Here is a 23,255-nt window from a genome sequence, read left to right on the forward strand (position 1 = left end):
GTCAGCCTCCTTGCTTGCTTGCCTCATCCGAGGCGGATTTCGAATGGGCTGGAGTCGGGACTGATGGAGCCGGATCGACACGTGGTGTTTCGGGCGCACCAGAAGCTGCGGGTGTAGAAGGTGCAGCTGATTGGGGGGCAGACGGCTCCTGCTGCCTCGTGACGGGCGGCGTGGTTGCCGGGGCTGCTTCTTCAGGAGCGGGAGTCTGACTCGGGGGGGCAACAGTTTGTGAGGGCAGAGTGGCTTGCGGCCCAAGCTGAGGCGGGGCTGAGGCAAATCCATTTGGTGATGCAGGATTTTCCTGAATTGCAGGGGGAGCGCTGGGCTGCGGTGTACTGGTCTGAGGTGCTGAAGCGGGCGGTGGCGGCGCAACAGGTGTCGCTGGAATGGGTTCGGGTATGGCTGTTGGTGGTGGTGCCGATACCTCAGGTGCAAGGGAGGCTGGCGCGGGTGTAGGCGCAGGCGTGGCGTCAGTCGAACGATAGACAACGCCGTTTTGTGCGCCGACACGAACAGATCCGCTACCGGACCGGACGATCGGGCCTGAGACACGCTCAATATTAACGGTCCCTGTGCCATTGGCCGTGACCGTGGCAACGGAGGCATTGCCCAGAACGGTGGCGGATGCACTATCCGCAGTGACGATTGTCAGGGCCTCGATGTCGCCTTGGGAAATCGTGAACGAGGCCTGATTGGTCAACTGTGCCGAGAGCGCCGTCAGCTGGGCAGAGTCGGCTGTGAACGTCGAGGTGCCTGACGCAACGATTTGCGCGGCTCTTTCAAGAGAGCCGATATGGACGTTGGAAGAGCCATGCATGCTCAGGTCCAGAGACTGGGTATTCTCAACGTCCATGGCGTTGGAATCGAGACTGGCATCCAGTGAGGCGAGCTTGCCCTTGATGACGAAGCTTGTGTCATGGCTGTCATGGATGGAAACGCCAGTATAGGGCGAGACGCTGATGGTCAGCTTGCCATTGGGCGCACAGGCTTTGGTGGCGATGGAAATGCGGCTGTCCGCTTCTTCCTTGCCTGTTCGCATGGTGACCTGTGTGGCGCTGCTGCTGTCGAGAGTCGCGCCATCTTTCATTGTGGAGTCCACGACGATCCGTACCTGACCTGTGCATGGAATCGCCAGATCCAGGTCTTCGCCGGACATGGAAACGCGCGCGGCCTCGGCCGAAGGGACAGAAACTGTCCCTGCCAGCGTGGCCAGCAGCAGCATGCTCAGGGCGGTGCGGGACGTCATCGTGAACTCCTAGCGCGCCAGCCCGGGATATCCTCGTCGAGGATGCGTTCGAGCTGGTCGATCCTTTCTTCCAGACGCGTAGCATGGGCTTCGGCCTGTGTCAGGGCAGCCTGAAGATGTGGGTCTGGTCTCCCCTGATTCACAGGTCCACTTGCGCGTGCGCGCAGCAGGCGTGGCCCGAGGATAAGCGCCGGGATGAACCCCAGGGTCAGGACGACAGCAACAAGGCCAACAAAGTCCACATTCATAAGTCAGACTTTCTTCCTGCTCTCATCAGGCATCACGCTTCTTTTCTGAAATTCGGCGCTTCAACGCTTCAAACTCATCTTCTACCGCTGCATCTGTCTCAAGTGCCGCGAGTTCTTCGTGAAGAGAAGGGCGACCGGATCTGCGACCCAGATCGTAGGCCTCTGCCTTGCCTTCCAGTTCATCCAGCGCCCGTTCCACCTGCTCAAAACGGCCCAGTGTATCGTCAATGCGGGTATCGTAGAGCTTTTCGCGCGTTTTGAGGCGACCTTCTGCCGTGCGGGCGCGCATGGTCAGGGTTTTTTCGCGGGATTTCGCATCCGCCAGCTTGGCCTGAAGTTTGGCGATATCGTCGTTCTGGTGTTCCAGCCCTTCTGTCACCTGTGCGATCTGGCGTTCCAGTCCCTCACGGGACTGTTCGACCGTATGACGGGCGGCAAGAGCGGCCTTGGCGAGATCGTCACGGTTCCGTTCGATGGCGAGAGCGGCCTTGCGGTGCCATTCGTCTTCTTCGTGCATCATGGTGCGCACGCGGCGTTCGAGCTGCTTGCGTTCCGCGATGGTGCGGACAGCCTGACTGCGGACTTCAACCAGCGTGTCTTCCATCTCCTGGATCACGAGACGGATCATCTTCTGCGGGTCCTCGGCCGTGGCGAGAATCGCATTGAGATTGGAGTTCACGATATCGGCGAGCCGAGAAAAAATACCCATGACGCTTTCCTTCCTGAGAACTGGATTAGAGCACAATGACCTGTCTTGTCAGCGGGCTCGTTTTGGGGATGTTATGGTTGTGACAATCTGAAGTGGCGAACGAGGCTCAGAAATGGCGAGATCCACCCCAGCGGACGAGGTTCCGACACCCATCGGGCGGGCTCCGGCATTTCTGGCGATGCTGGACCAGATCTCCCGTCTTGCTCCGTTGAAGCGTCCCGTTCTGGTGATCGGGGAGCGTGGGACGGGCAAGGAGCTGGTGGCCGCCCGCCTTGCTCTCCTGTCGGATCGCTGGGATGCGCCACTTGTGAAACTGAACTGTGCGGCGTTGCCGGAATCTCTGCTCGACAGCGAACTGTTCGGGCATGAGGCTGGCGCATTCACAGGTGCCCAGAAGCGGCGTCTGTCCCGTTTTGAACGGGCCGATGGCGGGACGCTGTTTCTGGATGAAATTGGAACGGCCTCGCTTGCCGTCCAGGAAAAACTGCTCCGCGTTATTGAATACGGCAGTTTTGAGCGTGTTGGCGGCAATGAAACGATCCGAGTGGATGTGCGCCTGATTGGTGCGACCAATGCGGATCTGCCTGCCATGGCGCAGGAAGGGACGTTCCGGCCGGATCTTCTGGATCGGCTGGCTTTCGATGTGGTCAATGTTCCACCGCTGAGAGCACGGCAAGAGGACATTCCTCTTCTGGCTGAGCATTTTGCCACGAAGATGAGTGCAGAGTTGGGCCGCAAGCTTTTCGCTGGTTTTTCCGCGAAGGCGTTGCAATGTCTGATGGAGCACAACTGGCCGGGCAATGTGCGAGATCTGCGGAATGTGGTGGAACGTAGTGTGTACCGAATGGGAAACCCCGAGCGACGGCTGGACGATATTATCCTTGATCCGTTCCTCATGCCCGATTGGGAAGCGTGTGCGGCTGTGTTGCCTCGGGTAACCCCGGGTGTTCCGTCGGAAAGCGCGCAGACGTTCCCGCTGGATTTCTCGGCGACGGTGAAAAGTCATGAGCGGACCCTTCTGGAAGGCGCGCTGCGTGAGGCGCAGTTCAGCCAGAGGCAGGCTGCCGAGCTTCTGGGGCTGACCTACTACCAGTTTCGCCATTACCTGCGGCTGCACGGTCTTGCAGACAAGGAAGCGCGGAAGGCTTTGACCAGAAAGGGATAGACGCGAGTTCATGTCTGATTGAATGCATGAAGTGTGCCAAATTGGGATTGTCTTTATTTTTCTGGTTTTGGAGAGAAGGCAAAAGGGTGGTTTCGAAAAAAATAGCCATGAAGTGGCGAAAATGACCAAGTTGTTTTTGGATTAATAAGAAAACTTCAATTCAACCATTTAATATAGTTATACAAAATAAAATAGTTGAATTATCTCTGCTGTATGCCTATGTCTCCTCAACGTCGTGATTTTGACACGTCTGATGATGGATATGGGTGCAGTGCATGCCTCTTTCGCAATCCGAACTTCGACATCTTCTGGAAACACCGGAAAGCCATGCGCTTGAAGAGGCGCTGGTCAGTCTGAAAGGACGTGTTGCAGTTATTTCCTCGTTTGGTGCGGAATCTGCGATCCTGTTGGATGAAATTGCCCGGATTGATCCGTCTGTGCCGGTTTTCTTTCTCGATACACGCCGACATTTTCCAGAGACACTGGCTTATCGTGATGAGTTGACTGAGGCGCTTGGTCTGCTGGATGTGCGGACCATTTCTCCTGCTTCGAAAGAACTCGAAAGCCGGGATCCACAGGACCAACTTGCTGCTTTTGATCCTGATGCCTGCTGTGCGCTTCGCAAGGTCGAGCCTCTGGAGCTTGTGTTGCCGGAGTTCGACGTGTGGCTGACGGGACGCAAGCGCAGTCAGGCGGCAACGCGCGCGGCACTCCCGGTTGTGGATCCGCAGCCGGATGGAACCGTAAAGCTCAACCCGCTCGCGGGATGGGGCCCCGAAAAGATTGAATCCGAAATGCGTCGTCGGCATCTGCCGCGGCACCCTCTGGTTTCAAAAGGATACACTTCGATTGGTTGTGCGCCTTGCACACGACCGGTGGGAGACGGAGAAGACGGGCGGGCAGGTCGTTGGGCCGGTCTGACCAAGACTGAATGCGGCATTCATCGGCCGGCATGAATATGGAGCGGACAATGACGCGGACACACACCCTGGCGGAACCGCGCGTCATGGATGATCTTGACCAGCTCGAAGCTCAGAGCATTTTCATCCTGCGTGAAGCCTACCGGAAACTGAAGCCTCTTTCGCTGCTGTGGTCTCTCGGAAAAGACAGCAACGTCATGGTCTGGCTGGCGCGCAAGGCGTTCATGGGACGCGTACCGTTTCCGGTCATGCATGTTGATACCGAGAAGAAATTTCCGGAGATGTACGCTTTCCGGGACGAGTACACCAAGAAGTGGGATCTGGATCTGCTTCTGGGCTACTGCCCGCCAGTCGAAGAAATCGATCCGTCCTTGCCGCCTGCCGCACGATCTGCAGCTCGCAAGACGGCGGGTCTGGCAGCCATGATCGACAAGCACAAGCTGCGTGGCGTGATTGCTGGCATCCGCCGTGACGAGCAGGCCACGCGTGCCAAGGAGCGTGTGTTCAGCCCACGCGGTGCCGGACATCGCTGGGATGTGCGCAATCAGCCGCCCGAATTCTGGGATCAGTACGCAACGCCGTATGAAGATGGCATGCATATCCGTGTGCATCCGCTGCTGGCCTGGCGTGAAATCGACATCTGGCGGTACATCGAACGCGAGGGTATTCCCCTTGTGGACCTGTATTTCGCCAAGGATGGCAAACGGTATCGCTCGCTGGGTGATCAGGACATCACCAGCCCGATTGAGAGCAATGCGGCCACAGTGGCCGAGGTGATTGCCGAGCTAGAAAACAGCAAGACGTCCGAGCGTGCCGGACGTGCCATGGATCATGAGTCGGAAGATGCGTTCGAGCGTCTCCGTGTGGCGGGGTATCTGTAAAATGGGTGATCATATCGCAACCCAGACTCTTTCTGCGGCGCATCGTGCTGCGGCCACACCCATCGTGATTGTTGGCCATGTCGATCATGGCAAATCCACGCTCATCGGTCGCCTGCTGTACGACACGGACAGTCTTCAGGACGGCAAACTCGCGCAGATCGTCGAGAGCAGCCGCAAGCGTGGTCTGACGGTGGAGTGGAGCTTCCTGCTCGACTCCCTTCAGATCGAGCGCGATCAGGGCGTGACGGTTGATTCCACGCGTATTCCGTTCCGTCTGGGCTCTCGCGAGTTCGTGATTGTGGATGCGCCGGGCCATCGCCAGTTCCTGCGCAACATGATTACGGGCGCTGCTGATGCGGAAGCTGCCGTTCTGGTGGTGGATGCTCAGGAAGGCGCGCAGGAGCAGACGCGGCGTCATGCCATGTTGCTGCGCCTGATCGGCATTCGGCATGTGATCGTGCTGCTGAACAAGTCGGATGTTCTTGGCTTTGATGAATCGAAGATTGTTCAGGCCGAGTCTGATGTGCGTCAGTTGCTTGGGCGTCTGGAAATTGAGGTTGAAGCCGTTGTTCCGGCGTCTGCGCGCGATGGTGACAATATCGCCAGCCGGTCCGAGCGGTCTGCCTGGTACAAGGGACCGACGCTGATTGAGGCGCTGGCCAATGTGCCGCCTCCGGCGTCTCGTCTGGCGCTGCCGTTCCGTATGCCGGTTCAGGACGTTTATCGTTTCGATGGCGTTCGCTATGTCGCAGGCCGGATCGAGCGCGGCACAGTGCGTGCGGGTGATCGCCTGACGATTGGTGTTCAGGGCCAGATTGCAACGGTTGCGGAAGTTTGCCGCTGGCATGCGCCGGAACTGCCGGTTGCTGGCGCAGGTGAATCCATTGCGCTGCGCTTGGAGCCGGATCTGGTTCCGGATCGTGGGGATCTGCTGTTCCCGGCGGATGACAAGGCTGCGGCACCGGAACGCTCGGCGCGGATTCGCACCCGTCTGTTCTGGCTTCGTGGCGAGCCGCTGCGGGTTGGAGAGAGCTTCACGCTTCGTCTGACGACAGCCGAGCATGATGTGACGGTTGCCTCCATTGATGCTGTCGTAGATCTCGATGACCTGACGCTGCGTCAGGGCGATGAAGTTCCGCCAGACGGGTTTGCCGAGATCACGCTGGCAGCCTCCCATGCTGTACTGTTTGACCCGTTCTCTCCGGGCTTTGGCGATGGCCGAGGCGTGCTCGTAGATCGTCATCAGCGCATTGTCGGCGGCGCACCGCTGATTGGCTCGGCCGATCTGGAAGACGGCGTTCATGCCATTCACCCTACGGCAAGCCGCATTTCCGCTGGGCAGCAGGCACAGGCTCGCGGACACAAGAGTGGTGTGTTCTGGCTGACGGGCCTACCGGGTTCCGGCAAGAGCACCGTGGCGCGGGCGGCGGAAGTGTCGCTGGCGGCGCAGAGTGTGAAAGCGACTGTGCTGGACGGGGACACGCTTCGCGCTGGCCTGTGCAGTGATCTGGGGTTCTCGCCGGAAGATCGGCGGGAAAACATTCGCCGTGCGGCGCATGTCGCGAAGATCCTCTCCGAGAGTGGTCAGGCGGTCATCGTGGCGCTCGTTTCACCGCGGCAGGCAGATCGTGATCTGGCCCGGCAGATTGTGGGCGAGGGCTTCCATGAAGTGTTTGTGGATACGCCACTGGCAACCTGTGAGCAGCGTGACCCGAAGGGGCTGTATGCGGCGGCACGCGCCGGAAAAATCCCTGAATTCACGGGTGTTTCAGCACCGTATGAAGCGCCTCTGTCTCCTGAGCTTCGTCTTGGAGCGGACCGGACGGAGGCTGAGACTGTTAGTGAACTGACCGGGTTTGTTCTGCGGGTTGTTCAGCCCTGAGTTTGGGATAATCTGACCTCAAAAAGACGGCGGCCTTTTGGCCGCCGTTTTTCGTTTCAGGGCAGAAAGCCGGCCCGGCGGAACCAGTTGATTTCGTCCGTAAGGGTTTCTTCGAGAGGCCTGAAGGTCAGTCCCAGATCATGATGAAATCTGTGGGCACTGAAATGGGAGCGGTCATTTTCCGAGGCGAGGGCCTTTGCCGTGGTCCAGCTCATCAGGACAGGCTTGCGTGTGAGACGGGCCTGCACTTCGCTGAGGGCTGCGATGACATAAAGCAGCGGCATGGGAATCTGGCGTGATGGCGCTTTGCGACCAGTCAGCCTTGCAATCAGCGGAATGAGGTCAGCCATTGTCTGGTGTCTGCCTGCCGCCAGATAACGTTCTCCGCGCTTCCCTTTGCTAAGACAGGCAATCATTGCCTGCGCGACGTCTCGCGCATCGACAAGACTGACCGAACCGGGTGGAATGCCCGGAAGTTTCCCGCGAGCGACATCAAGGACTGTTTGGCCGGCTGATGTCGGACCGCGATCGCCGGGTCCGTGCATCCAGCCCGGAAGGACCATGCAGGCCCAGAATTCCGGATACTCAGCCAGAAAATCATTCAGAACTTTCTCGGACCGGATCTTGCTTCGGAAATATGGGTCGGCTTCCTCTTCCCGCCGAAGCATTGTTTCATCGACGGTCTGTCCTTTCGTGCCCTTCAAAACCGCAATGGAACTCACATGAACCATGCGACGGATCCCTGCTTTCCATGAGGTATCCAGAAGCTCTTTCATGGCTTTGACGTTGATTGCTTCCAGATCCTGGTCGTGGTTGCCGCCCGTATAGGAATCCCGGAAGTAGGCTGCCGTATGGAACAGCACATCCACGCCGGACAATGCTGCACTGAAGCTCGGAATGGACTGAAGGTCTCCAGTGATGATCTCGACAGGCAGGCCATCAAACTGCTGTTTTGCCTTGGCTTCCGATCGTGCGAGTGCGCGGACCTGAAAGCCTTCTGCCAAAAGTACGCGAACAAGGTTATTGCCGAGAAGACCTGTAGCGCCTGTTACGAATACGAGAGGGGCAGGAGCATTTTTGCTCTGTGAAAGGGCGGTCATGAGAATGGCTCCGTCAGACATGGAGCATTGTCTATAAGACTGGACCTTGGTCCATGGTCAAGGAAGAGAGATGATCATGTTAATTGGCGAATTCGCTCAAAGAGCGGGCTTAAGTCAGGACACGGTACGGTTTTATGTGCGCAAAGGATTGCTGCGGCCTCAGACAGGCTCACGCGGGGGGCGGAATCCTTATCAGGAATTTACGGAGCGGGACCTGCAGACGGCCCGGATCGTTCGTTTTGGGCAGTCACTTGGGATGAGCCTGAAAGAGCTGACAGCGATTAATGATGAGATGGTGCAGGACGGTCTTTCCGATGAACGTGCTGTGATGCTCATGCAGGAACAGATTGATCGCCTTGCCGGAAAAGCGTCTGAAATTAACACGTTGATTCAGTATCTTCGGGCGAAATGCCAATGGATCCAGTCTGGAAAGGAGGAGCCTGAGCCTTCGTTTCTCTGTATTGCTAATGATGAAGAATGAAAGGAGGCTTCACGGAATTGCGTTTACGGGCAGAGTCAAACAAGCAGTAGGGTCAGTGTGTTGTGATTTTCATGGCCGTGAGGCTGTGATCTGCGTGCAGGATTGAATGTCACATCCGACGAAAAAATAACATTAATATTATCAAAATACGAAAATACTCACTTTTGTGATGTGCGTTTTAATGCTGTAACGTTAAAGAAGATTTCAGAAAACGTATCTGCTCACATGCGGAAGAAGGCCCCTATGACGCAGTCTCTTGATGTTTCACGAAAGCTCAGCGGAGATGCGCTGACGAATTTCATCGCGACCATCTCCGCTACGGGTGGCCTCCTTTTCGGGTATGACACGGGAATTATTTCGTCAGCCCTGTTGCAGATCCGTGAGCAGTTTCATCTCGACACGATTGGCTCCGAGATTGTCACGTCTGCGATTATTCTCGGCGCTCTTCTGGGGTGTCTTGGCGCTGGCGGTATTTCGGATCGGTTTGGTCGGCGGCGCACGGTTATGGTTGCGGCGGCGCTCTTTTTGGCGGGCACCGCTCTGGCTTCGGCTGCGCAAAGCGTTGCGGTTCTGATCGTTTCCCGACTGATTCTTGGTCTCGCCATTGGTACGGCGTCGCAGATCGTGCCGATTTATATTGCTGAAATTTCTCCACCCAGCCGTCGTGGGCGGCTGGTTGTGGGGTTCCAGCTTGCCATTGTATCGGGCATCACCATTTCCTTCCTGACAGGCTATTTTCTGCGGAACAGTAGCTGGCGCATTATGTTCGGTATTGGGATGCTGCCTGCTTTGATCCTGTTTGTTGGCATGGCGTTTTTGCCTAACAGCCCGCGTTGGCTGGCGCTCAAAGGACGGACCGACGAGGCTCTTGCCGTTCTGCGTCGCGTTCGTACTTCGGAGGAAGCAGCACAGGCTGAACTTCAGGGTATTATCGACAATCATGATGAACAGGCTCCCTGGTCTGAGCTTGCGAAGCCTTGGGTGCGGCCTGCACTGATTGCATCTGTGGGTATTGCTCTGCTTTGTCAGCTCACGGGTATCAATGCTGTTCTGTATTATGCGCCTGCTATTTTCGCTGATGCCGGCTTTGGTCAGGATTCTGCGCTGCTCACATCTGTCGCGGTCGGGATGGCCATGGTCTGCGCGACGATTTTCGGTGGTTGGGCAGTTGATACCTGGGGGCGTCGGACGCTGATCTTGCGGTTGCTACCGGGCGCAGTCATCTCGCTGATTGTTCTTGGGGCAATGTTTGCTTTCCACATGACGGGCGGCATCGGGCCATGGATCACGGTTCTGGCCATCATGGGGTACACGATCTGCAATACGGGAAGTCTGTCCGTGGCAGTCTGGCTGGTTGGTGCTGAGGTTTATCCGTTGTCTTGCCGTGGCAAGGGAATGAGCCTGGTTGCGGGAAGTCACTGGGGGGCAGACCTGATTATTTCTCTCACGACGCTTTCTCTGGTGCAGGGACTGGGCGCGCACATGACGTTCTGGCTGTTTGCGATCGTCAATGCTTTTGCGTTCTTTTTCGTGCTTCGCTACGTGCCGGAAACGAAGGGGCAATCCCTGGAGCAGCTTGAAAGAAGCCTGCGTGACGGAACATTCGCTCCCGTTCACAAGTCATGAAAAAGGGGAGCTTTGGCTCCCCTCTGCAAGAAAAGCCAGCTCTCAGGAGCTGGCTTTTTTTATGTATTCTCAGCAGCGCCCGATTGAACTGTAATCAAAGCCAGCGGCGCGCATGATGTCAGGATTCCAGATATTCCTAAGATCCGCGATGGCTTTACCGCGCATGGCGTTGCGCAGCCGCTCGGGGTCAATGGCGCGGAAGACATTCCATTCCGTCAGTACGACGAGAATATCTGCGTTTGTCGCAGCCTCCAGTGCGTCCGTGCAGTATGTAATCTCTGGAGGGAGAAGCGCACGGGCCGGTTCCATGCCTTCCGGGTCAAAAGCCTGAATGATGGCGCCAGCTTCTTGAAGATGGGTCAGGATCGGAAGGGAAGCAGCTTCGCGCATATCGTCCGTATCGGGTTTGAACGTCAGGCCCAGAACGCCGACGGTTTTGCCCTGAACACTTCCACCGATCTGCGCAATGATCCGTTCTGCCATGCGGCTCTTCCGATCTTCATTGACGTCAACAGTTGCTTCTACCAAACGGGAGGGAGCTCCGGCGTCTCGTGCGATGGCGGTTAGGGCGCGGGTGTCTTTGGGGAAGCAGGAGCCGCCATATCCGGGGCCCGCATGGAGGAAGCGCTGCCCGATGCGTTGATCCAGCCCCATACCCAGAGCAACGTCATGAATGTTACCGCCGACCTTTTCACAAAGATCCGCCATTTCGTTGATGAAGGTGACTTTCATGGCCAGAAAGGCGTTTGCGGCATATTTGGTGAGTTCAGCAGTCTCCAGATCCGTCATGACGATGGGGGTTTCGATCAGATGAATCGGGCGATAGATCTCACGCATGACGGCGGTGGCGCGTTCGCCTGAGTCTGGTCCTGACGTATCAATGCCGATAATCACGCGATCGGGCTGCATGAAGTCCCCGATCGCGTTGCCTTCACGCAGGAATTCAGGGTTGGAGGCTACATCAAATGTCAGTTCCGGGCGTGTTTTCCTCAGGATACGGGCGACTTCACGGCCTGTTCCCACGGGGACGGTTGATTTGGTGACAACCAGAAGCCCTTCCTTGGCTGAGAGGGCAATTTCTTTTGTCGCCGCATAGACATAGGTTAGATCAGCATGGCCATCGCCACGGCGGGTGGGTGTGCCGACGGCAATGAAGACGGCATCCGCGCCGTCTATGGCCGCAGCAAGATCGTCTCCGAAAGTGAGGCGGCCTGTCTCAACATTCTTGCTGACAATCGCATCCAGGCCTGGTTCGTAAATGGGGATGCGACCGTCCCGGAGAGCTGCCAGTTTCTTGGGGTCCCGCTCGACAATGGCGACGTCTGATCCGAATTCGGCAAAACAGGCACCGGAGACCAGTCCGACGTAACCACCACCGATCATTGCTATACGCATAACAGAACTCTCCTAGCGCTATAATGTCTGCATAACCGGCGCACCGGATGGGAGCAAATCTCTGACGACAGGTAGTGTCGTCATTTCGTGGGGCGGGCGCAGGGATTGGAAGCGGCGAAAGAACGCAGAGCCGGCGGGAGGATGGTCAGTTCGTTTGAGTCGGCCAGGAGGCCGCGCCCGCGTTTGGACCATCTGGCAAGACTGAGGTCCGGATTATCGAACCGTCCGCTGACCCGCACGGGAATATCCAGCGCAAAGAAACTGGTTGAAAAGGGGCGGCTTGCAAACACAAGATCCAGCCAGCGTCGGTTGAGGTCGACATCTGCTTTCGCGGCAATGATGCCAGCGTCTGTTCGAATGCGAAGTGGTGCGACCGTACCGATGCCCTGATGCATGTCCAGAACGCCAAGCATACAGGTGATGGGCGTGGTGCCTTTAGCATGCCGAACCAGCAGGCGCAGGTCCATGGACGCTGTTTCAACGATTTCTCTGGCGATTTCGCCTTTCTCCATGCTGACAGCGGCCACAAGATCTGCCTTGCGTGTGGCTTCGTTCAGCGTGCTGACGTTTGCAGCTTTCGCAATGATGCGGATGGAGAGTGAGCCTTTGACAGGAATGGGAGCCAAACCTGCTGTGCGGCGCAGACGATCAATATCACCGTGGGAAAGGGCGATGGAGGCATTGATACGGGAGCGGTTTCCATCGCCTTCGATTTGGCCATTTGCCTGAAGGTTGGCTCCAAGATAGCCAAGAGTCAAAGTTGAGACATTGATCTTTCCGGGGGTCTGGGAGGCATTGAACTTCAGCTTTGAGAACGTCAGGGCATTATAGAGGACGTCTTCTGCAGTCAGTTTGACATGCAGGACAGGGTCGGGCTTGGCAGGTGCAACAAGAGGAAGGTCAGTCTGACCAGAAGAATTGTCGGATGAGAAGGCTTTGGTCAGGCTGTTGAGGTCGGCGTGACCAAATGTCAGATCTGTGTTGATGATGTCTGGTGTCCCGCTGCCTCCTTCTTCAAGGTCAAAGGTCCCATCATTGATCTGGCTGTCTTTGAGGGCACCGCTGGCATGGGTGAAGTGCCAGTTGTCTCCGGCGTGACTGAATGTGCCTTTGAGTGAGAGCGGGAGAGCCGGATGTGTTCCAGACAGTCCGGCAAGGGCGAAAACAGGCGCGGATGTGGGAGTTGAGAGGGCGACGTCGCCTTTGACGCCATCGAAATTCAGAGGATCGGTCAGAGTCCCGTTGAAATCGAGCGTAAGGTCGCCAGACGTGATGTGAGCTGTGGCTTTATAAGGATCTGGCACACGGCGTAGAGCATCAAAAGACTGCATGGAGGCGTCAAGCGTGATGCCCGTATTATTATATCCTCCCTGGAAAGACATTTTGACTGGGGAGGCATCATCTTTTGACTGGAATGTCACCTGCGTCATCGTCACTTGATAGGATGCGCCTTTGGCGGATCGGTAAGTGACATCACTATTTTTGAGGGTCAGGTTTCGAAGGCCCGGAAAGTCATGAAGATCAGGTTTTTCCTCGGATGCTTTGACCGGGCGTGGGCGCTTCAGATCTTCAAAAGGCACGAATCTCCAGTTCGGGATACGTTCAGATGTGCGTTCGAAGAGGCCGGAGAAATGATCAACGATAACGTCACGGGTTTCGATTGGTCCGTGCAGAAGCGACATCAGGCGCAGTTTGACGTGTATGGTTCCGGCAGTGATGATATCGGGCCGGCTGCCTCCGGGAATATTGGCAATGTGCAAGTCTTCTCCGTCCACTGTTATCCATTTTCCGGGGTGGATATGGAGATGGCCGATGTGGACGTTGCGATGAAGTGATTTGGAGAGCTTTGCAGAGGCCAGCGCAGCGAAGTCCTTGTGCTGGATCCAGAACCATCCGCCAGTGATGGCGGTACAGAGCAGAACAAAAAGCGCAAGTAGAGATCCAAGAAACCAGCGAAGCAAGATTTGTTCTTTCCGAAGATCAGGGAAGAGAAGTCTTAATAACGTGCCATGTTCATAAACGGGAGTGTTTCAGGAAGGAAAAATATTCGCTGTGATCCTGGGAGTGTTTCAAAAAGGTGAGTATTTAGAATGCGGCCTGAACACGCCCGACGACTGCATCTCCCGTCCGGCCATTCTGATTGACGGTTGTGGTGCTGCGGCTGACAATGAAATGGTTATAATCCACCATGAATTTGAAGTGACGGTTGGGATACCAGTTCAGCCCTGTTGCCCACACTGTCTGCTGGCCTCCGCGAACGCCATCTGGCCTATCGAGACGGCTGTTCAGGTCAGCCACACTGTAACGTGCGGCGATTTCAAGGGCTCCCCATTGATTGCGGGCTGGATCGAATTCGCCATCCGGGGAAACACCAGGAGCCAGAAAGCCGCCTTCCTGAATGCTATAACGGCGCGGATTTCCGAAGAGCGTATAGCCAATGGCGCTATACCATCCCTGAAAGGCAAGAGAGGGCAACCCGCCTGATCGTTCGATCCCAATGCGGTAATATTCTGCTTTGAGCAGCAGCCGCTTCCAGCGTAAGGCAAATTCAGGACCCGCGGACCAGACCTGAGCGACATTCTGGATGGCACCTGTTGTTTGCAGAACGGATTCACCGATGTTGACTTCGGGGCGTTGGATAAAGGTGTAGCTGCGTCCGTCTTCCGTCTGGGCGACCTTGAAAGACGCAATGGAAGAAACGCCTACATGCAGATCCACGTCTTTGGTGACAACCGGACGTCCAGCCACGCGGAATGTCCCGCCGGTCTGGCTGTCCGTTACATGTTTGCCAATGGGAAGGTAATACTGGTTTTCGGCGCGGTTACCCCAGCTTTGCCCAGTAAAGTAGCCGCCAATCCACCAACGGTCTGCATAATGTAAACCACCGATGCTGAAGCGGGCGTCATTGGCGGCAATAGTGCGTACCATATCTACGATGGCAGGACGCTCCAGCAGAAGGAAATCGTTGGAGCTTTCGGCGTCTTCTTCCGTGACGCGTGGCTGAAAATAGCCGACTGTCAGGATCGTATTATGCAGGCCGGCGTAGTTGATGTTGGCTTCATACAACCCGACCTGACCATCAAAATTTCCATGTCCGAAGTCGGGAGTGACGTTCGCGATCCAGTCCTTGTAGCGGAAGGAGAAAGGGATTCGCAGTCGGCGACTGTTGGATGTGAAGGAATTGAAATTGCCCCGGCTTTCTCCATTGCGTTGGGATACTCCGAGGAAGCCTCCAAAGTCTTCCTGGAAGGCGAGTCCGATGGACAGAGCATAGGCACCGTCCGCAGTTTTGAAGGTCGGTCTGCCATTGGGGAATCCAATTTTCATTCCGCCGATCGAGACTTCCTCGTCCTGACTCGAGGCCTGCTGAAAATCTTTCCATGATGATACGATGCCGCGGTCTGACGGTGGTGTATCCTGCGCGAGAGGTGTTCTTCTCAGAATGGAGATCGGGGCGGCTGTCTGAAGAAGAGGAGGGGGCGGCAGGTAACCGGCTCGTTGACGATAAGGATTGGCTTCGGTTTCTTCCCGCTGTCTCGCGAGAAGTGCGCTGGTGCGTTTGTGTTCAGCGGCACGCTCTTTCTTTAATTCCTGAACTTCAGCCTGCATGGCACGGATCTGTCGTTCCATGAGTTCCAGACGATCTGCGGCCGATGCTTCTTTCTCTGGCAGGCAAGAAAGAAGGAGTGTTGTTGTAGCGAGCAGTGTCAGTCGGGAAAGGAAGACAGGCATCGTGTGAAAAGCGTCCTGATAATACTCAAGTGACTCTGACAGCAGGCTGTCAAAGAGTGGAACGCTCAAGAAAGTAAGGGTTTCCCCTGAGAGCGCAGAGCCTACTCTCTAATCACAAACAAGGAAGGTGTGCGTATCATTGTGCGACACCGTTGCTTGAGGTTTGGAGTGCGCAGTTCGCTGTACGGTGAGGGGCATAAAAAAGGCGGAAACAGCTCGCGCCATTTCCGCCTGAGAGAGACTGGAAAAGTGTTAGAAACCAGCCTGGATACGCGCTGCGATGGAATTGCCTGTACGGCCGTACAGGTTGGTTGTCTGCATGCTGCGGGACACGATGAAGTGGCTGTAATCAAGCATGAAGCGGAAATGGCGGTTCGGGTACCAGTTCAGACCACCCGTCCAGACGGTTTGCTGACCACCACGAATGACGTTTTTGGCGTTGGCTTCGTTGAGACCGCTGTTGAGGTCGATCACGCTGTAATGACCAACGACTTCAAGTGCGCCCCACTGGTTGAGAGCGGGATTGAATTCTTCATTGGCTTTGACACCAGGAGCGCCAAATGCGCCTTCCTTGTAATTATACATGCGGGGGTCACCAAAGAGGGTATAGGCGGCAGAACCATACCATCCTTGAAAACCAGCAGTCTTCAGACCGGGTCCATCGCGTTCGACGCCAACGTGATAGTATTCGCCTTTGACAACAAGGCGTTTCCAGCGAAGACCTAGTTCCGGACCAGCGGCCCAGACCTGCGCAGCGTTCGTGATTCCGCCTGTAGCTGCAAGGTTTGCTTCGCCAATATCAAATTCGGGACGCTGACCAAAGGAAGTCGAACGAGAGCAGTGGTTTGCGTCCGTCCCCGTGTTACAGGCCAGTTTGAACGCTGACATCGTCGAAACACCGACGTGCAGATCCACATCCTTGGTAGCAATGGGACGTCCGGCAATACGTAGAACAGCTCCTGTCTGACTGTCCACTGTGCTGCTGCTGCCGCCACCATAATAGGTGCTGCCATTGTCGGAGCCGTTGCGATGGCCCCATTCTTGGCCTGTAAAGTATCCGGCAACCCACCAGCGTTTCTCGTAATGAAGACCACCGACGCTGAAGCGGGCATCGCCAGCGGCGATATTACGGACCATATCGGTGATGCTGGGGCGCTCGAGCGTGAAGAAGTCGTTGGAGCTTTCGGAATCTTCTTCGGTGACGCGTGGCTGGAAGTAACCGGCCGTCAGGATTGTGTTCCGGAATCCGGTGTAGTTCAGGTTGCCTTCGTACAGTCCGACGTAGCCGTCATTATGGTTTGCGCCGAAGTCAGGTGTAACGGCTGCGACCCAGTTCTTGTATCGGAACATGAAGGGAATACGCAGACGACGCATATTGGACGTGAAGCTGTTGAAAGCGCCTCTTGCTTCACCCTTACGAGGGCCGGAGTTAAAGAAGCCGCCGAAATCTTCATGGAAGGCCAATCCGATTGAAAGGGCGTAAGCGCCATCGGAAGACTGGATGGTAGGCCGTCCTTTTGGGAAGCCGATTTTCACACCACCAACGGTGACTTCTTCATCCTGGGCTGTCGCACGTTGGAAGTCAGACCAGGACGTGATGTCTGCACGGTCTGAAGCCGGACGGCCGATGTCAGGTCCACCGGTTCCTTTCCGAACGGTGATCAGAGGCGCGTTGGATTGAGGGTGAGAGCCGATATAGCTGTTACGCTGCCCGTATGGGTTGTTTTCTGCATCTTCACGCTGATGAGCAAGAACAGCACGGGCCCGTTTGACCTCTTCATTGTGCTCTTTCTTCATGGTGTTCAACTGCGCCTGCATGGCACGGATCTGACGCTCCATGATCTCCATTTGGTCTGCGGCATGCGCATGGCCAGTGAGAGTGCCGAGAGACATCAGGGTGGAAGTGGCCAGAAGAGCGGTTGTTCTTCGAAAAGAGAAAGTCATTGCCGCGGTGCATCCCTTGCGTGAATGGCAGGTTGTCCACGGCGGAGGTATCTGATTCTCTTTTTTGAAGAGTGGGAAGGTTTCATGACGACTGAAAGACTCTTTTATGACAAATGGTGTCATGTCTTTGAAAATATGTGTCTTTCTGAAAATCCGTTTGCGAATGACTGTTTTCCGGGGATGCAGGTCCGGAAAACCTGTGTCATTTTTGCCTCACCCCGTCTTTGTGTCTGTCATGAAACTATCATGCGCATGCCTCTGTTTCTCCTGACGGGCTGGGTCTAGTAGATAATCCGGTTTTTCAATGCCCGATGAGGGATCATCATGATTAAGAGCAAGCTTGCGCTTTTCGGCTTCGTCGCAATGACAGCCTTGGGGTCTGTTTCCCTGTCTTCCGCCCGCGCTGCGGATATTACGGGAGCAGGCTCCAGCTTTGCCGCTCCGATCTATGGAGCATGGGGCGAGGGCGCCAAGCGTCAGGCTGGCATCAACGTGAACTACCAGAGTGTTGGTTCCAGTGCTGGTCAGGATCAGGTTGTGGCCCGCACGGTTGATTTCGGCGCTTCTGATAAGCCGATGGCTGCGGCCCGTCTGGCTTCTGAGCACCTGTATCAGTTTCCGACCGTCATGAGTGGCATCGTTGTTGTCGTAAATGTTCCGGGCATTGAGCCGGGTACGCTCCGTCTGGATGGTCCGACACTGGCTGCGCTGTATGATGGTGAAATCACGGAATGGGATGACGACCGTATCAAGGCTCTCAACCCAGGCCTGAAGCTGCCAGAAACGGACGTCGCTCCGGTTCATCGCGCTGATGGTTCTGGCACCAGCTTCGTTTTCACGTCCTATCTGTCTCAGGTGTCCCCTGAGTGGAAACAGAAGCTGGGCGCTGGCACATCTGTAGCGTGGCCAGGCGGTTCCGGTGCACGTGGAAATGATGGCATTGCAGCTATGGTCAAGCAGACCGAAGGTGGCATTGGTTACGTTGAGTATTCCTATGCTGCGCAAAATCACCTGAATATCGCCCAGATGAAGAATCATACGGGTGCATTTGTCTCCCCGACGCTGAAGAGCTTTGTGGAAGCTGCAAATGCTGCGGATTGGACACACGCCGACCATTATGCCGTGAACCTGCTGGACACGGCGGGTCCGGGGGCATGGCCTATTGTGACGGCTACGTTCGTTCTGGTTCCAACCAACCCGAAGGATGCTACGACGGCCAAGGCCGTTCGTGATTTCTTTGCCTGGGGTTTCCAGCATGGCGATGCGGATAACACTCGTCTTGACTATGTTGGCCTTCCGCAAAGCGTGAAGGATGCCGTATTGGCAGGTTGGGGGAAGTAATCTTCCCCGTTTGCTGGTCTGACCGGCTGTTTCTCCCAGTTTGGGGATAGTCAGCTCAGACAAAAAGGCGTTGAGTACAGAAGCGGGCCTCTCCAGATGCGAGAAGCCCGCTTTCCTGTTTTTGCCTTGCCCAGACATGGTGCGATTTTGTCCGCTTCCTCCAAGCCTGATGTCCCTGTAGGGACGCTTTCTCCGGTTGTCCGAATTCTGATCGGACTGATTTTCATTCTGGGGCCTGTTTCAACAGATATGTATCTGCCTGCATTTCCCATGCTGGAGCACGATCTGGGGGCGGGGGCCGGCTCGGCACAGCTTACACTGACGGCGTGGTTGGCGGGACTTGCCATCGGGCAGTTTACGTTGGGGCCGCTCTGCGACCGTTATGGCCGTAAATTACCGTTACTGCTTGGACTGGTGGTTTACGTGATCGCTTCAGCCCTGCTGGCTGTTGTCACGAATTTCCATCTTTTCTGCGCTCTGCGGTTTATTGCCGCTATGGGTGGTGCAACAACGTCTGTTGCACCACGCGCCATGGTGCGCGATGTCGCGACGGGGACTGCTGGTGTTAAGCTGATGTCCCAACTGATGCTGATTTTTGGATTGGGGCCTTTGTTGGCACCTTCAATCGGCAGCTTTCTTCTGGATCTTGGTGAATGGCGTCTCATTTTCTGGGTAGGCGCCGGGTTTGGCGTTTTCCTTTTTCTGGGGACGTGGTTCCTGCTGCCAGATACTTTTCCCCCTGAAAAGCGTTTTGCGCTTCCTTTTACGGGGGTGGTCGCCCGTTACCGGAATTTGATGACGGAACCTCTATTCTGTTCGGCAGCCATGGTGGCGAGTTTCAGTACGTTCACCATGTTTGCCTATCTTTCCAATGCACCTGCCCTTTTTGAGGGGATACTGCATTTTTCGCCGCGTCTTTTTGCCATGTTCTTTGGCCTGAATGCGGTTGGATTCGTACTCGGATCGCAGATCAATGCGCGGCTGGCCCACAGGTTTCTTTTTACCCGGGTCATGGAGTACGGCATGATGGCCGTGTTGACCTTTACGCTTCTTGGCGTACTGGCCTGCTCTCTTGGAGTGGTTGGCCCGCAGAATCCGTGGCCGCTCTGTGTGTTGATCTTTTGCACGACAACATGTCTGGGATTTGTCGGGCCGAATGCTGGTGTTCTGGCTTTGACGCATCATGGGCATCAGGCGGGGGCCGCCTCTGCCCTGATCGGGACGCTGAACTGGACCATCGCAGGAGGTGCAGGCGTTTTGATGGCGCTGCTGCCGTCACACTGGGTCGGGTCCACATCAGTCGGGATGCTGATCGGAATTCTGGGCTGTTGGGTCAGCGATCTCTGGCGCCGCAGGCTGGATCCGGACTCCTATCTTTCAGTTCGGCACTGATTTCAGGAGTTCTTGGCCAAAGGCTGAAAAATCAGCCTTTGGAAGAAACGCGGTCAGCAGCAACTGTAGCGATCATCAGAGCGCCGATCACAGGCACGAAAGCAATCATTGAGAATTCGGCGAGAAGGCTGGTTGGCAGGCCGATCAGGTGGATCAGTGTCATGGACGTCATGGAAGTTATCTCCGTTTTACTTGCCGTTGATGGCGTGGGACGGGAGAAACTCCAGAAGTGCCCTGCAAGGCAATAAATGAAGATGCGGGATCAGCTCTGCGTTTGACGCATGAACCTTTGCCAGAACTTTTCCACATTTGGCGAGAATGGAATAACTTCTGCTCAAATATGACTATTTCGTTATCAGTGGAGATGTATTCTATTCCGCCTTTTCTGGATTTCTCTGACACCAAAATCCAGAAAAGGCTCTTGTTTGCGCAATAAAATTGCGTCTGGTCTCATTTTGCGTTTGGGTACGGGAGAGAAAGCCGGTCTCTGCGGAGACCGTGCCAGCTCAAAAAAGTGTCTGCCAGAAAGAAGGAAAGTGCCCCGACAGTGCAGGCGAGAGCTATGCCGAAAAAGGCTAGCAGCCATGTGGATGTGCTGGCATCACGTAAAGAACCAACAAAAAGAGCCATTGCTGCTCCGCAGGTCGAGGCTCCGCCGATTGCATTCAGCATGATGGCGGCATCCAGCACGAAGATTCGCCGGTGGAGTCTGATCTCATGGGCTGCCAGACGCTCGGGCGTATAAAACGGATCTGGCGTGTCTGTGTCAGAAGGGGGCGTCGACAGTCGTTTGCGCACGTCTTCCAGGTGGTCAGCCACGCGTGCCAAGCGTGTATTGAACACGTTGATCAGTGTACCGATGCCTGAAAGCATGAAAACAGGCGTCAGGGCGATTTGGATCAGATGGGCGGCGCTATCGACCGCGTCCGGGTCGTAGGAAACAGGAAAGGGCATGGCGCCTTTTATACTGTATCTTCCGGCAGCGAAAAGACGCGGTGCTCTGGAAAACATCCCCCGACATGGAGTAGGGAAAGACAGCCATTTTCAGAGATGCCGACTTCATGCCTGTCATTGCCCGTCTGTTTCGCCCGGTTTGTACGATGCTTGGGCTTGGAGTGATTGCTGTCTCTTCTGCTTTTGCACAGGATGCTGGTCACTGTTCAGGGACTGCACGGCAGGTTGAATTCGCGTGCCAGACCTGGACTGAGATTGACCGTGCCGTACATGCTGGGGTGGATACCATTATTATTCCCGTCGGTGGGACCGAACAGAGCGGTCCTTACATGGCTGTGGGCAAGCATAATGTTCGTGCACAGGTTCTGGCTGACGAGATTGCCCGACAGGCAGGACATACCCTTGTGGCGCCTGTCGTGGCCTATGTGCCGGAAGGATCGACGGACCCTCGTACCTCTCATATGCGTTTTGCGGGAACGATTTCAGTTCCTGCTGCTGTATTTGAAGGGCTGCTGAGGGGCGCTGCGGAGAGCTTCCGGGTTCAGGGCTTTCGGAAGATCATTTTGCTTGGAGACCATGGTGGCTATCAGGCTTCCATGGCTCACGTCGCGCAGGATCTGAACAAACGCTGGAAAGGTCAGGCGGCTGTTCTGGATCTGCGCGATTACTACGAGGTTATTCCCCATCAATATGCTGACGCCCTGAAAGCACAGGGCCATGCGGCGGAGGTGGGACTACATGCGGAACTGAGCGATACATCTCTGATGCTGGCGGTCGACCCGTCCCTGGTACGTCAGGACGCTCTGAGGACCGCCCCGAAACCCGGTGCCGCCGATGGTGTCTATGGCGGTGACCCCCGGCAGGCTACAGCCGCGCTGGGGCGTATCGGTACTGAGATGCAGATACGCACCGCTGTAACGGCACTTCAGTCCTTCAACAGGAGCCATCCATGAACTTCAAAAATCCCCTGCTGGCGGCGCTGACGCTGCTGGGAGCCTCTGCGGCTCACGCCCAGACCACGGCTCCTGCGGATGCAAGTGCGCCGATTTCTGTGCCTCCGGCACCGGCTGCTCCTGCTGCTCCGCCTGCGATGGTGCCGGTTTCGACCCCTGCAGCGGCTTCAGCAGTTGCTTCAGATGCGGTGCAGACCATTCCGGGCATGCCGGCCGTGATTGATCCGCACAATATCTATAGTGAGACCACGCCGTCCCACATCTCTCCGGCTATCGCTCATGATCCGGCGCGCGTGTATGTGCCAAACCTGCGTGGAAACAGCGTCTCCGTTATTGATCCGGTGTCCTTTCAGGTTGTTGACACCTATCCGGTTGGTCGCTCGCCGCAGCATGTCGTGCCGTCCTGGGATCTGCGGACGTTGTGGGTGACGAACAACAGTGAAGGCCGCCCGGATGGCTCTCTGACGCCGATTGATCCGGCGACAACCAAGCCAGGTCCGAATGTTGCTGTTGATGACCCGTACAACATGTATTTCACGCCGGATGGCAAGTACGCCATCACGGTTGCTGAAGCGCATAAGCGTCTTGATTTCCGTGACCCGCACACGATGGAACTGAAGGGCTCCGTTGAAACGCCGGAGTGTAAGGGTGTTAATCACGCTGACTTCTCCATTGACGGAAAATACGCGATCTTCACCTGCGAGTTTGGCGGTTATGTCGCCAAGGTCGATACGGTGAACCTGAAGATGATCGGGATGCTGAAGCTGTCCAAGGGTGGCATGCCGCAGGACATTCTGACGGCTCCGGACGGACACAAGTTCTATGTTGCCGACATGATGGCCGATGGTGTGTTCGTCGTGGACGGTGATTCCTTCACGGAGACTGGCTTTATCCCAACGGGTATTGGCACGCATGGTCTGTATCCGAGCCGTGATGGCAAGGTGATGTATGTGGCGAACCGTGGGTCACACCGTATTCATGGCAAGCGCGGCGGGCCGGGTGGCGTGTCCATTATTGATTTTGCGACGGATAAGGTCATCAAGACCTGGATGATTCCGGGGGGTGGCAGCCCGGATATGGGGAATGTCAGCGCTGACGGAAAGCTGCTCTGGCTGTCCGGCCGTTTCGACGATGTGGTTTATGCCATTGATACCGATACGGGGGCTGTCCGAAAAATTCCGGTTGGTGCTGAGCCGCATGGCCTGACGGTCTGGCCGCAGCCGGGTCGTTATAGTGTTGGTCACACCGGTATTCTACGGTGATCTGAGAGGGGGGCTTCGGCCTCC

20 protein-coding genes are annotated in these 23,255 nt (G+C 56.1%); 10 read left to right on the forward strand and 10 right to left on the reverse strand.

Annotated features, from left to right (window positions below; translation table 11 throughout):
• Window position 1: 1 nt before the first annotated feature.
• The 3 genes from GJA01_RS10355 to pspA are packed head-to-tail and all read right to left on the reverse strand — an operon-like array spanning window position 2 to window position 2,203.
• Complete coding sequence (locus GJA01_RS10355) at window positions 2-1,246, reverse strand: hypothetical protein (protein ID WP_062503786.1); 1,245 nt, start codon at window positions 1,244-1,246, stop codon at window positions 2-4.
• Window positions 1,243-1,494, reverse strand: coding sequence for an envelope stress response membrane protein PspB (locus GJA01_RS10360; protein WP_010503092.1), 252 nt, complete (start codon window positions 1,492-1,494; stop codon window positions 1,243-1,245). Before GJA01_RS10360 ends, GJA01_RS10355 begins: the two co-directional genes overlap by 4 nt.
• 25 nt (window positions 1,495-1,519) lie before the next feature.
• Window positions 1,520-2,203, reverse strand: coding sequence for a phage shock protein PspA (gene pspA, locus GJA01_RS10365; RefSeq protein WP_062016251.1), 684 nt, complete (start codon window positions 2,201-2,203; stop codon window positions 1,520-1,522).
• Window positions 2,204-2,315: 112 nt separating this feature from the next.
• Between pspA and pspF the strand changes: the two genes are divergently transcribed.
• The 4 genes from pspF (at window position 2,316) to cysC (ending at window position 7,051) form a co-directional block, all read left to right on the forward strand.
• A complete protein-coding gene (gene pspF / locus GJA01_RS10370) occupies window positions 2,316-3,368 on the forward strand; it encodes a phage shock protein operon transcriptional activator (RefSeq protein ID WP_062503784.1) in 1,053 nt (350 codons plus the stop codon).
• 275 nt (window positions 3,369-3,643) lie between these two features.
• Window positions 3,644-4,324, forward strand: a complete 681-nt coding sequence (locus GJA01_RS10375) for a phosphoadenylyl-sulfate reductase (protein WP_010503095.1) — start codon at window positions 3,644-3,646, stop codon at window positions 4,322-4,324.
• 50 nt (window positions 4,325-4,374) lie between these two features.
• Window positions 4,375-5,169, forward strand: a complete 795-nt coding sequence (cysD, locus tag GJA01_RS10380) for a sulfate adenylyltransferase subunit CysD (RefSeq protein WP_010503096.1) — start codon at window positions 4,375-4,377, stop codon at window positions 5,167-5,169.
• Between the two features lies 1 nt (window position 5,170).
• Window positions 5,171-7,051, forward strand: coding sequence for an adenylyl-sulfate kinase (cysC, locus tag GJA01_RS10385; RefSeq protein ID WP_062503782.1), 1,881 nt, complete (start codon window positions 5,171-5,173; stop codon window positions 7,049-7,051).
• 56 nt (window positions 7,052-7,107) lie between these two features.
• On the opposite strand, the gene GJA01_RS10390 is transcribed toward cysC, so the two are convergent.
• Window positions 7,108-8,151, reverse strand: coding sequence for an SDR family oxidoreductase (locus GJA01_RS10390; RefSeq protein ID WP_062503835.1), 1,044 nt, complete (start codon window positions 8,149-8,151; stop codon window positions 7,108-7,110).
• A 70-nt stretch (window positions 8,152-8,221) separates the two neighbouring features.
• Between GJA01_RS10390 and GJA01_RS10395 the strand changes: the two genes are divergently transcribed.
• Both GJA01_RS10395 and GJA01_RS10400 read left to right on the forward strand, forming a co-directional pair.
• On the forward strand, window positions 8,222-8,632 hold the full coding sequence (locus tag GJA01_RS10395) for a MerR family transcriptional regulator (protein WP_253783273.1): 411 nt from the start codon (window positions 8,222-8,224) through the stop codon (window positions 8,630-8,632).
• Between the two features lie 243 nt (window positions 8,633-8,875).
• Window positions 8,876-10,258, forward strand: a complete 1,383-nt coding sequence (locus GJA01_RS10400; protein ID WP_062503831.1) for a sugar porter family MFS transporter — start codon at window positions 8,876-8,878, stop codon at window positions 10,256-10,258.
• Window positions 10,259-10,327: 69 nt separating this feature from the next.
• Here GJA01_RS10400 and GJA01_RS10405 read toward each other — a convergent pair whose 3' ends face one another.
• The 4 genes from GJA01_RS10405 to GJA01_RS10420 all read right to left on the reverse strand — a co-directional run bounded on the left by GJA01_RS10405 (window position 10,328) and on the right by GJA01_RS10420 (window position 17,329).
• Window positions 10,328-11,641, reverse strand: coding sequence for a UDP-glucose dehydrogenase family protein (locus tag GJA01_RS10405; protein WP_062503780.1), 1,314 nt, complete (start codon window positions 11,639-11,641; stop codon window positions 10,328-10,330).
• 92 nt (window positions 11,642-11,733) lie between these two features.
• The gene (locus GJA01_RS10410) at window positions 11,734-13,614 is read right to left on the reverse strand and encodes an AsmA family protein (protein ID WP_062503779.1); all 1,881 of its coding nucleotides are present in this window, start codon (window positions 13,612-13,614) and stop codon (window positions 11,734-11,736) included.
• 124 nt (window positions 13,615-13,738) lie between these two features.
• Window positions 13,739-15,385, reverse strand: a complete 1,647-nt coding sequence (locus GJA01_RS10415; protein WP_062503777.1) for an OprO/OprP family phosphate-selective porin — start codon at window positions 15,383-15,385, stop codon at window positions 13,739-13,741.
• A gap of 252 nt (window positions 15,386-15,637) precedes the next feature.
• Window positions 15,638-17,329: an OprO/OprP family phosphate-selective porin gene (locus GJA01_RS10420; protein WP_062503776.1), complete on the reverse strand. Its 1,692-nt coding sequence runs from the start codon at window positions 17,327-17,329 to the stop codon at window positions 15,638-15,640.
• Between the two features lie 324 nt (window positions 17,330-17,653).
• On the opposite strand from GJA01_RS10420, the gene pstS reads away from it, so the two are divergent.
• Together pstS and GJA01_RS10435 are read left to right on the forward strand one after the other, a co-directional pair.
• On the forward strand, window positions 17,654-18,670 hold the full coding sequence (pstS, locus tag GJA01_RS10430) for a phosphate ABC transporter substrate-binding protein PstS (protein ID WP_010503106.1): 1,017 nt from the start codon (window positions 17,654-17,656) through the stop codon (window positions 18,668-18,670).
• 96 nt (window positions 18,671-18,766) lie between these two features.
• On the forward strand, window positions 18,767-20,062 hold the full coding sequence (locus tag GJA01_RS10435; RefSeq protein ID WP_062503773.1) for a multidrug effflux MFS transporter: 1,296 nt from the start codon (window positions 18,767-18,769) through the stop codon (window positions 20,060-20,062).
• 31 nt (window positions 20,063-20,093) lie between these two features.
• Here the strand turns inward: GJA01_RS10435 and GJA01_RS15265 are convergent, their stop codons facing one another.
• Entirely contained in the window at window positions 20,094-20,234 is a 141-nt protein-coding gene (locus tag GJA01_RS15265; protein WP_016737900.1) for a hypothetical protein, read from the reverse strand.
• A 278-nt stretch (window positions 20,235-20,512) separates the two neighbouring features.
• On the reverse strand, window positions 20,513-21,016 hold the full coding sequence (locus tag GJA01_RS10440; protein ID WP_062503771.1) for a DUF2721 domain-containing protein: 504 nt from the start codon (window positions 21,014-21,016) through the stop codon (window positions 20,513-20,515).
• A 107-nt stretch (window positions 21,017-21,123) separates the two neighbouring features.
• Between GJA01_RS10440 and GJA01_RS10445 the strand changes: the two genes are divergently transcribed.
• Together GJA01_RS10445 and GJA01_RS10450 are read left to right on the forward strand one after the other, a co-directional pair.
• Entirely contained in the window at window positions 21,124-21,969 is an 846-nt protein-coding gene (locus GJA01_RS10445) for a creatininase family protein (protein WP_062503769.1), read from the forward strand.
• A complete protein-coding gene (locus GJA01_RS10450; RefSeq protein WP_062503767.1) occupies window positions 21,966-23,231 on the forward strand; it encodes a YncE family protein in 1,266 nt (421 codons plus the stop codon). Before GJA01_RS10445 ends, GJA01_RS10450 begins: the two co-directional genes overlap by 4 nt.
• Window positions 23,232-23,255: the final 24 nt, after the last annotated feature.

This window comes from Gluconobacter japonicus, assembly GCF_002723975.1.
GTDB classification, from domain to species: domain Bacteria; phylum Pseudomonadota; class Alphaproteobacteria; order Acetobacterales; family Acetobacteraceae; genus Gluconobacter; species Gluconobacter japonicus.

Excerpts from the sequence above, each read along its gene's own strand:
- GJA01_RS10415 (WP_062503777.1), bottom strand. The coding sequence starts at position 15,385 with ATGCCTGTCTTCCTTTCCCGACTGACACTGCTCGCTACAACAACACTC.
- cysC (WP_062503782.1), top strand. The coding sequence starts at position 5,171 with ATGGGTGATCATATCGCAACCCAGACTCTTTCTGCGGCGCATCGTGCT.
- GJA01_RS10395 (WP_253783273.1), top strand. The coding sequence starts at position 8,222 with ATGATCATGTTAATTGGCGAATTCGCTCAAAGAGCGGGCTTAAGTCAG.
- GJA01_RS15265 (WP_016737900.1), bottom strand. The coding sequence starts at position 20,234 with ATGACGTCCATGACACTGATCCACCTGATCGGCCTGCCAACCAGCCTT.
- pspF (WP_062503784.1), top strand. The coding sequence starts at position 2,316 with ATGGCGAGATCCACCCCAGCGGACGAGGTTCCGACACCCATCGGGCGG.
- GJA01_RS10400 (WP_062503831.1), top strand. The coding sequence starts at position 8,876 with ATGACGCAGTCTCTTGATGTTTCACGAAAGCTCAGCGGAGATGCGCTG.
- cysD (WP_010503096.1), top strand. The coding sequence starts at position 4,375 with ATGGATGATCTTGACCAGCTCGAAGCTCAGAGCATTTTCATCCTGCGT.
- GJA01_RS10450 (WP_062503767.1), top strand. The coding sequence starts at position 21,966 with ATGAACTTCAAAAATCCCCTGCTGGCGGCGCTGACGCTGCTGGGAGCC.
- pstS (WP_010503106.1), top strand. The coding sequence starts at position 17,654 with ATGATTAAGAGCAAGCTTGCGCTTTTCGGCTTCGTCGCAATGACAGCC.
- GJA01_RS10440 (WP_062503771.1), bottom strand. The coding sequence starts at position 21,016 with ATGCCCTTTCCTGTTTCCTACGACCCGGACGCGGTCGATAGCGCCGCC.
- GJA01_RS10435 (WP_062503773.1), top strand. The coding sequence starts at position 18,767 with ATGCGAGAAGCCCGCTTTCCTGTTTTTGCCTTGCCCAGACATGGTGCG.
- GJA01_RS10390 (WP_062503835.1), bottom strand. The coding sequence starts at position 8,151 with ATGACCGCCCTTTCACAGAGCAAAAATGCTCCTGCCCCTCTCGTATTC.
- GJA01_RS10375 (WP_010503095.1), top strand. The coding sequence starts at position 3,644 with ATGCCTCTTTCGCAATCCGAACTTCGACATCTTCTGGAAACACCGGAA.
- GJA01_RS10445 (WP_062503769.1), top strand. The coding sequence starts at position 21,124 with ATGCCTGTCATTGCCCGTCTGTTTCGCCCGGTTTGTACGATGCTTGGG.
- pspA (WP_062016251.1), bottom strand. The coding sequence starts at position 2,203 with ATGGGTATTTTTTCTCGGCTCGCCGATATCGTGAACTCCAATCTCAAT.
- GJA01_RS10420 (WP_062503776.1), bottom strand. The coding sequence starts at position 17,329 with ATGACTTTCTCTTTTCGAAGAACAACCGCTCTTCTGGCCACTTCCACC.
- GJA01_RS10405 (WP_062503780.1), bottom strand. The coding sequence starts at position 11,641 with ATGATCGGTGGTGGTTACGTCGGACTGGTCTCCGGTGCCTGTTTTGCC.
- GJA01_RS10360 (WP_010503092.1), bottom strand. The coding sequence starts at position 1,494 with ATGAATGTGGACTTTGTTGGCCTTGTTGCTGTCGTCCTGACCCTGGGG.
- GJA01_RS10355 (WP_062503786.1), bottom strand. The coding sequence starts at position 1,246 with ATGACGTCCCGCACCGCCCTGAGCATGCTGCTGCTGGCCACGCTGGCA.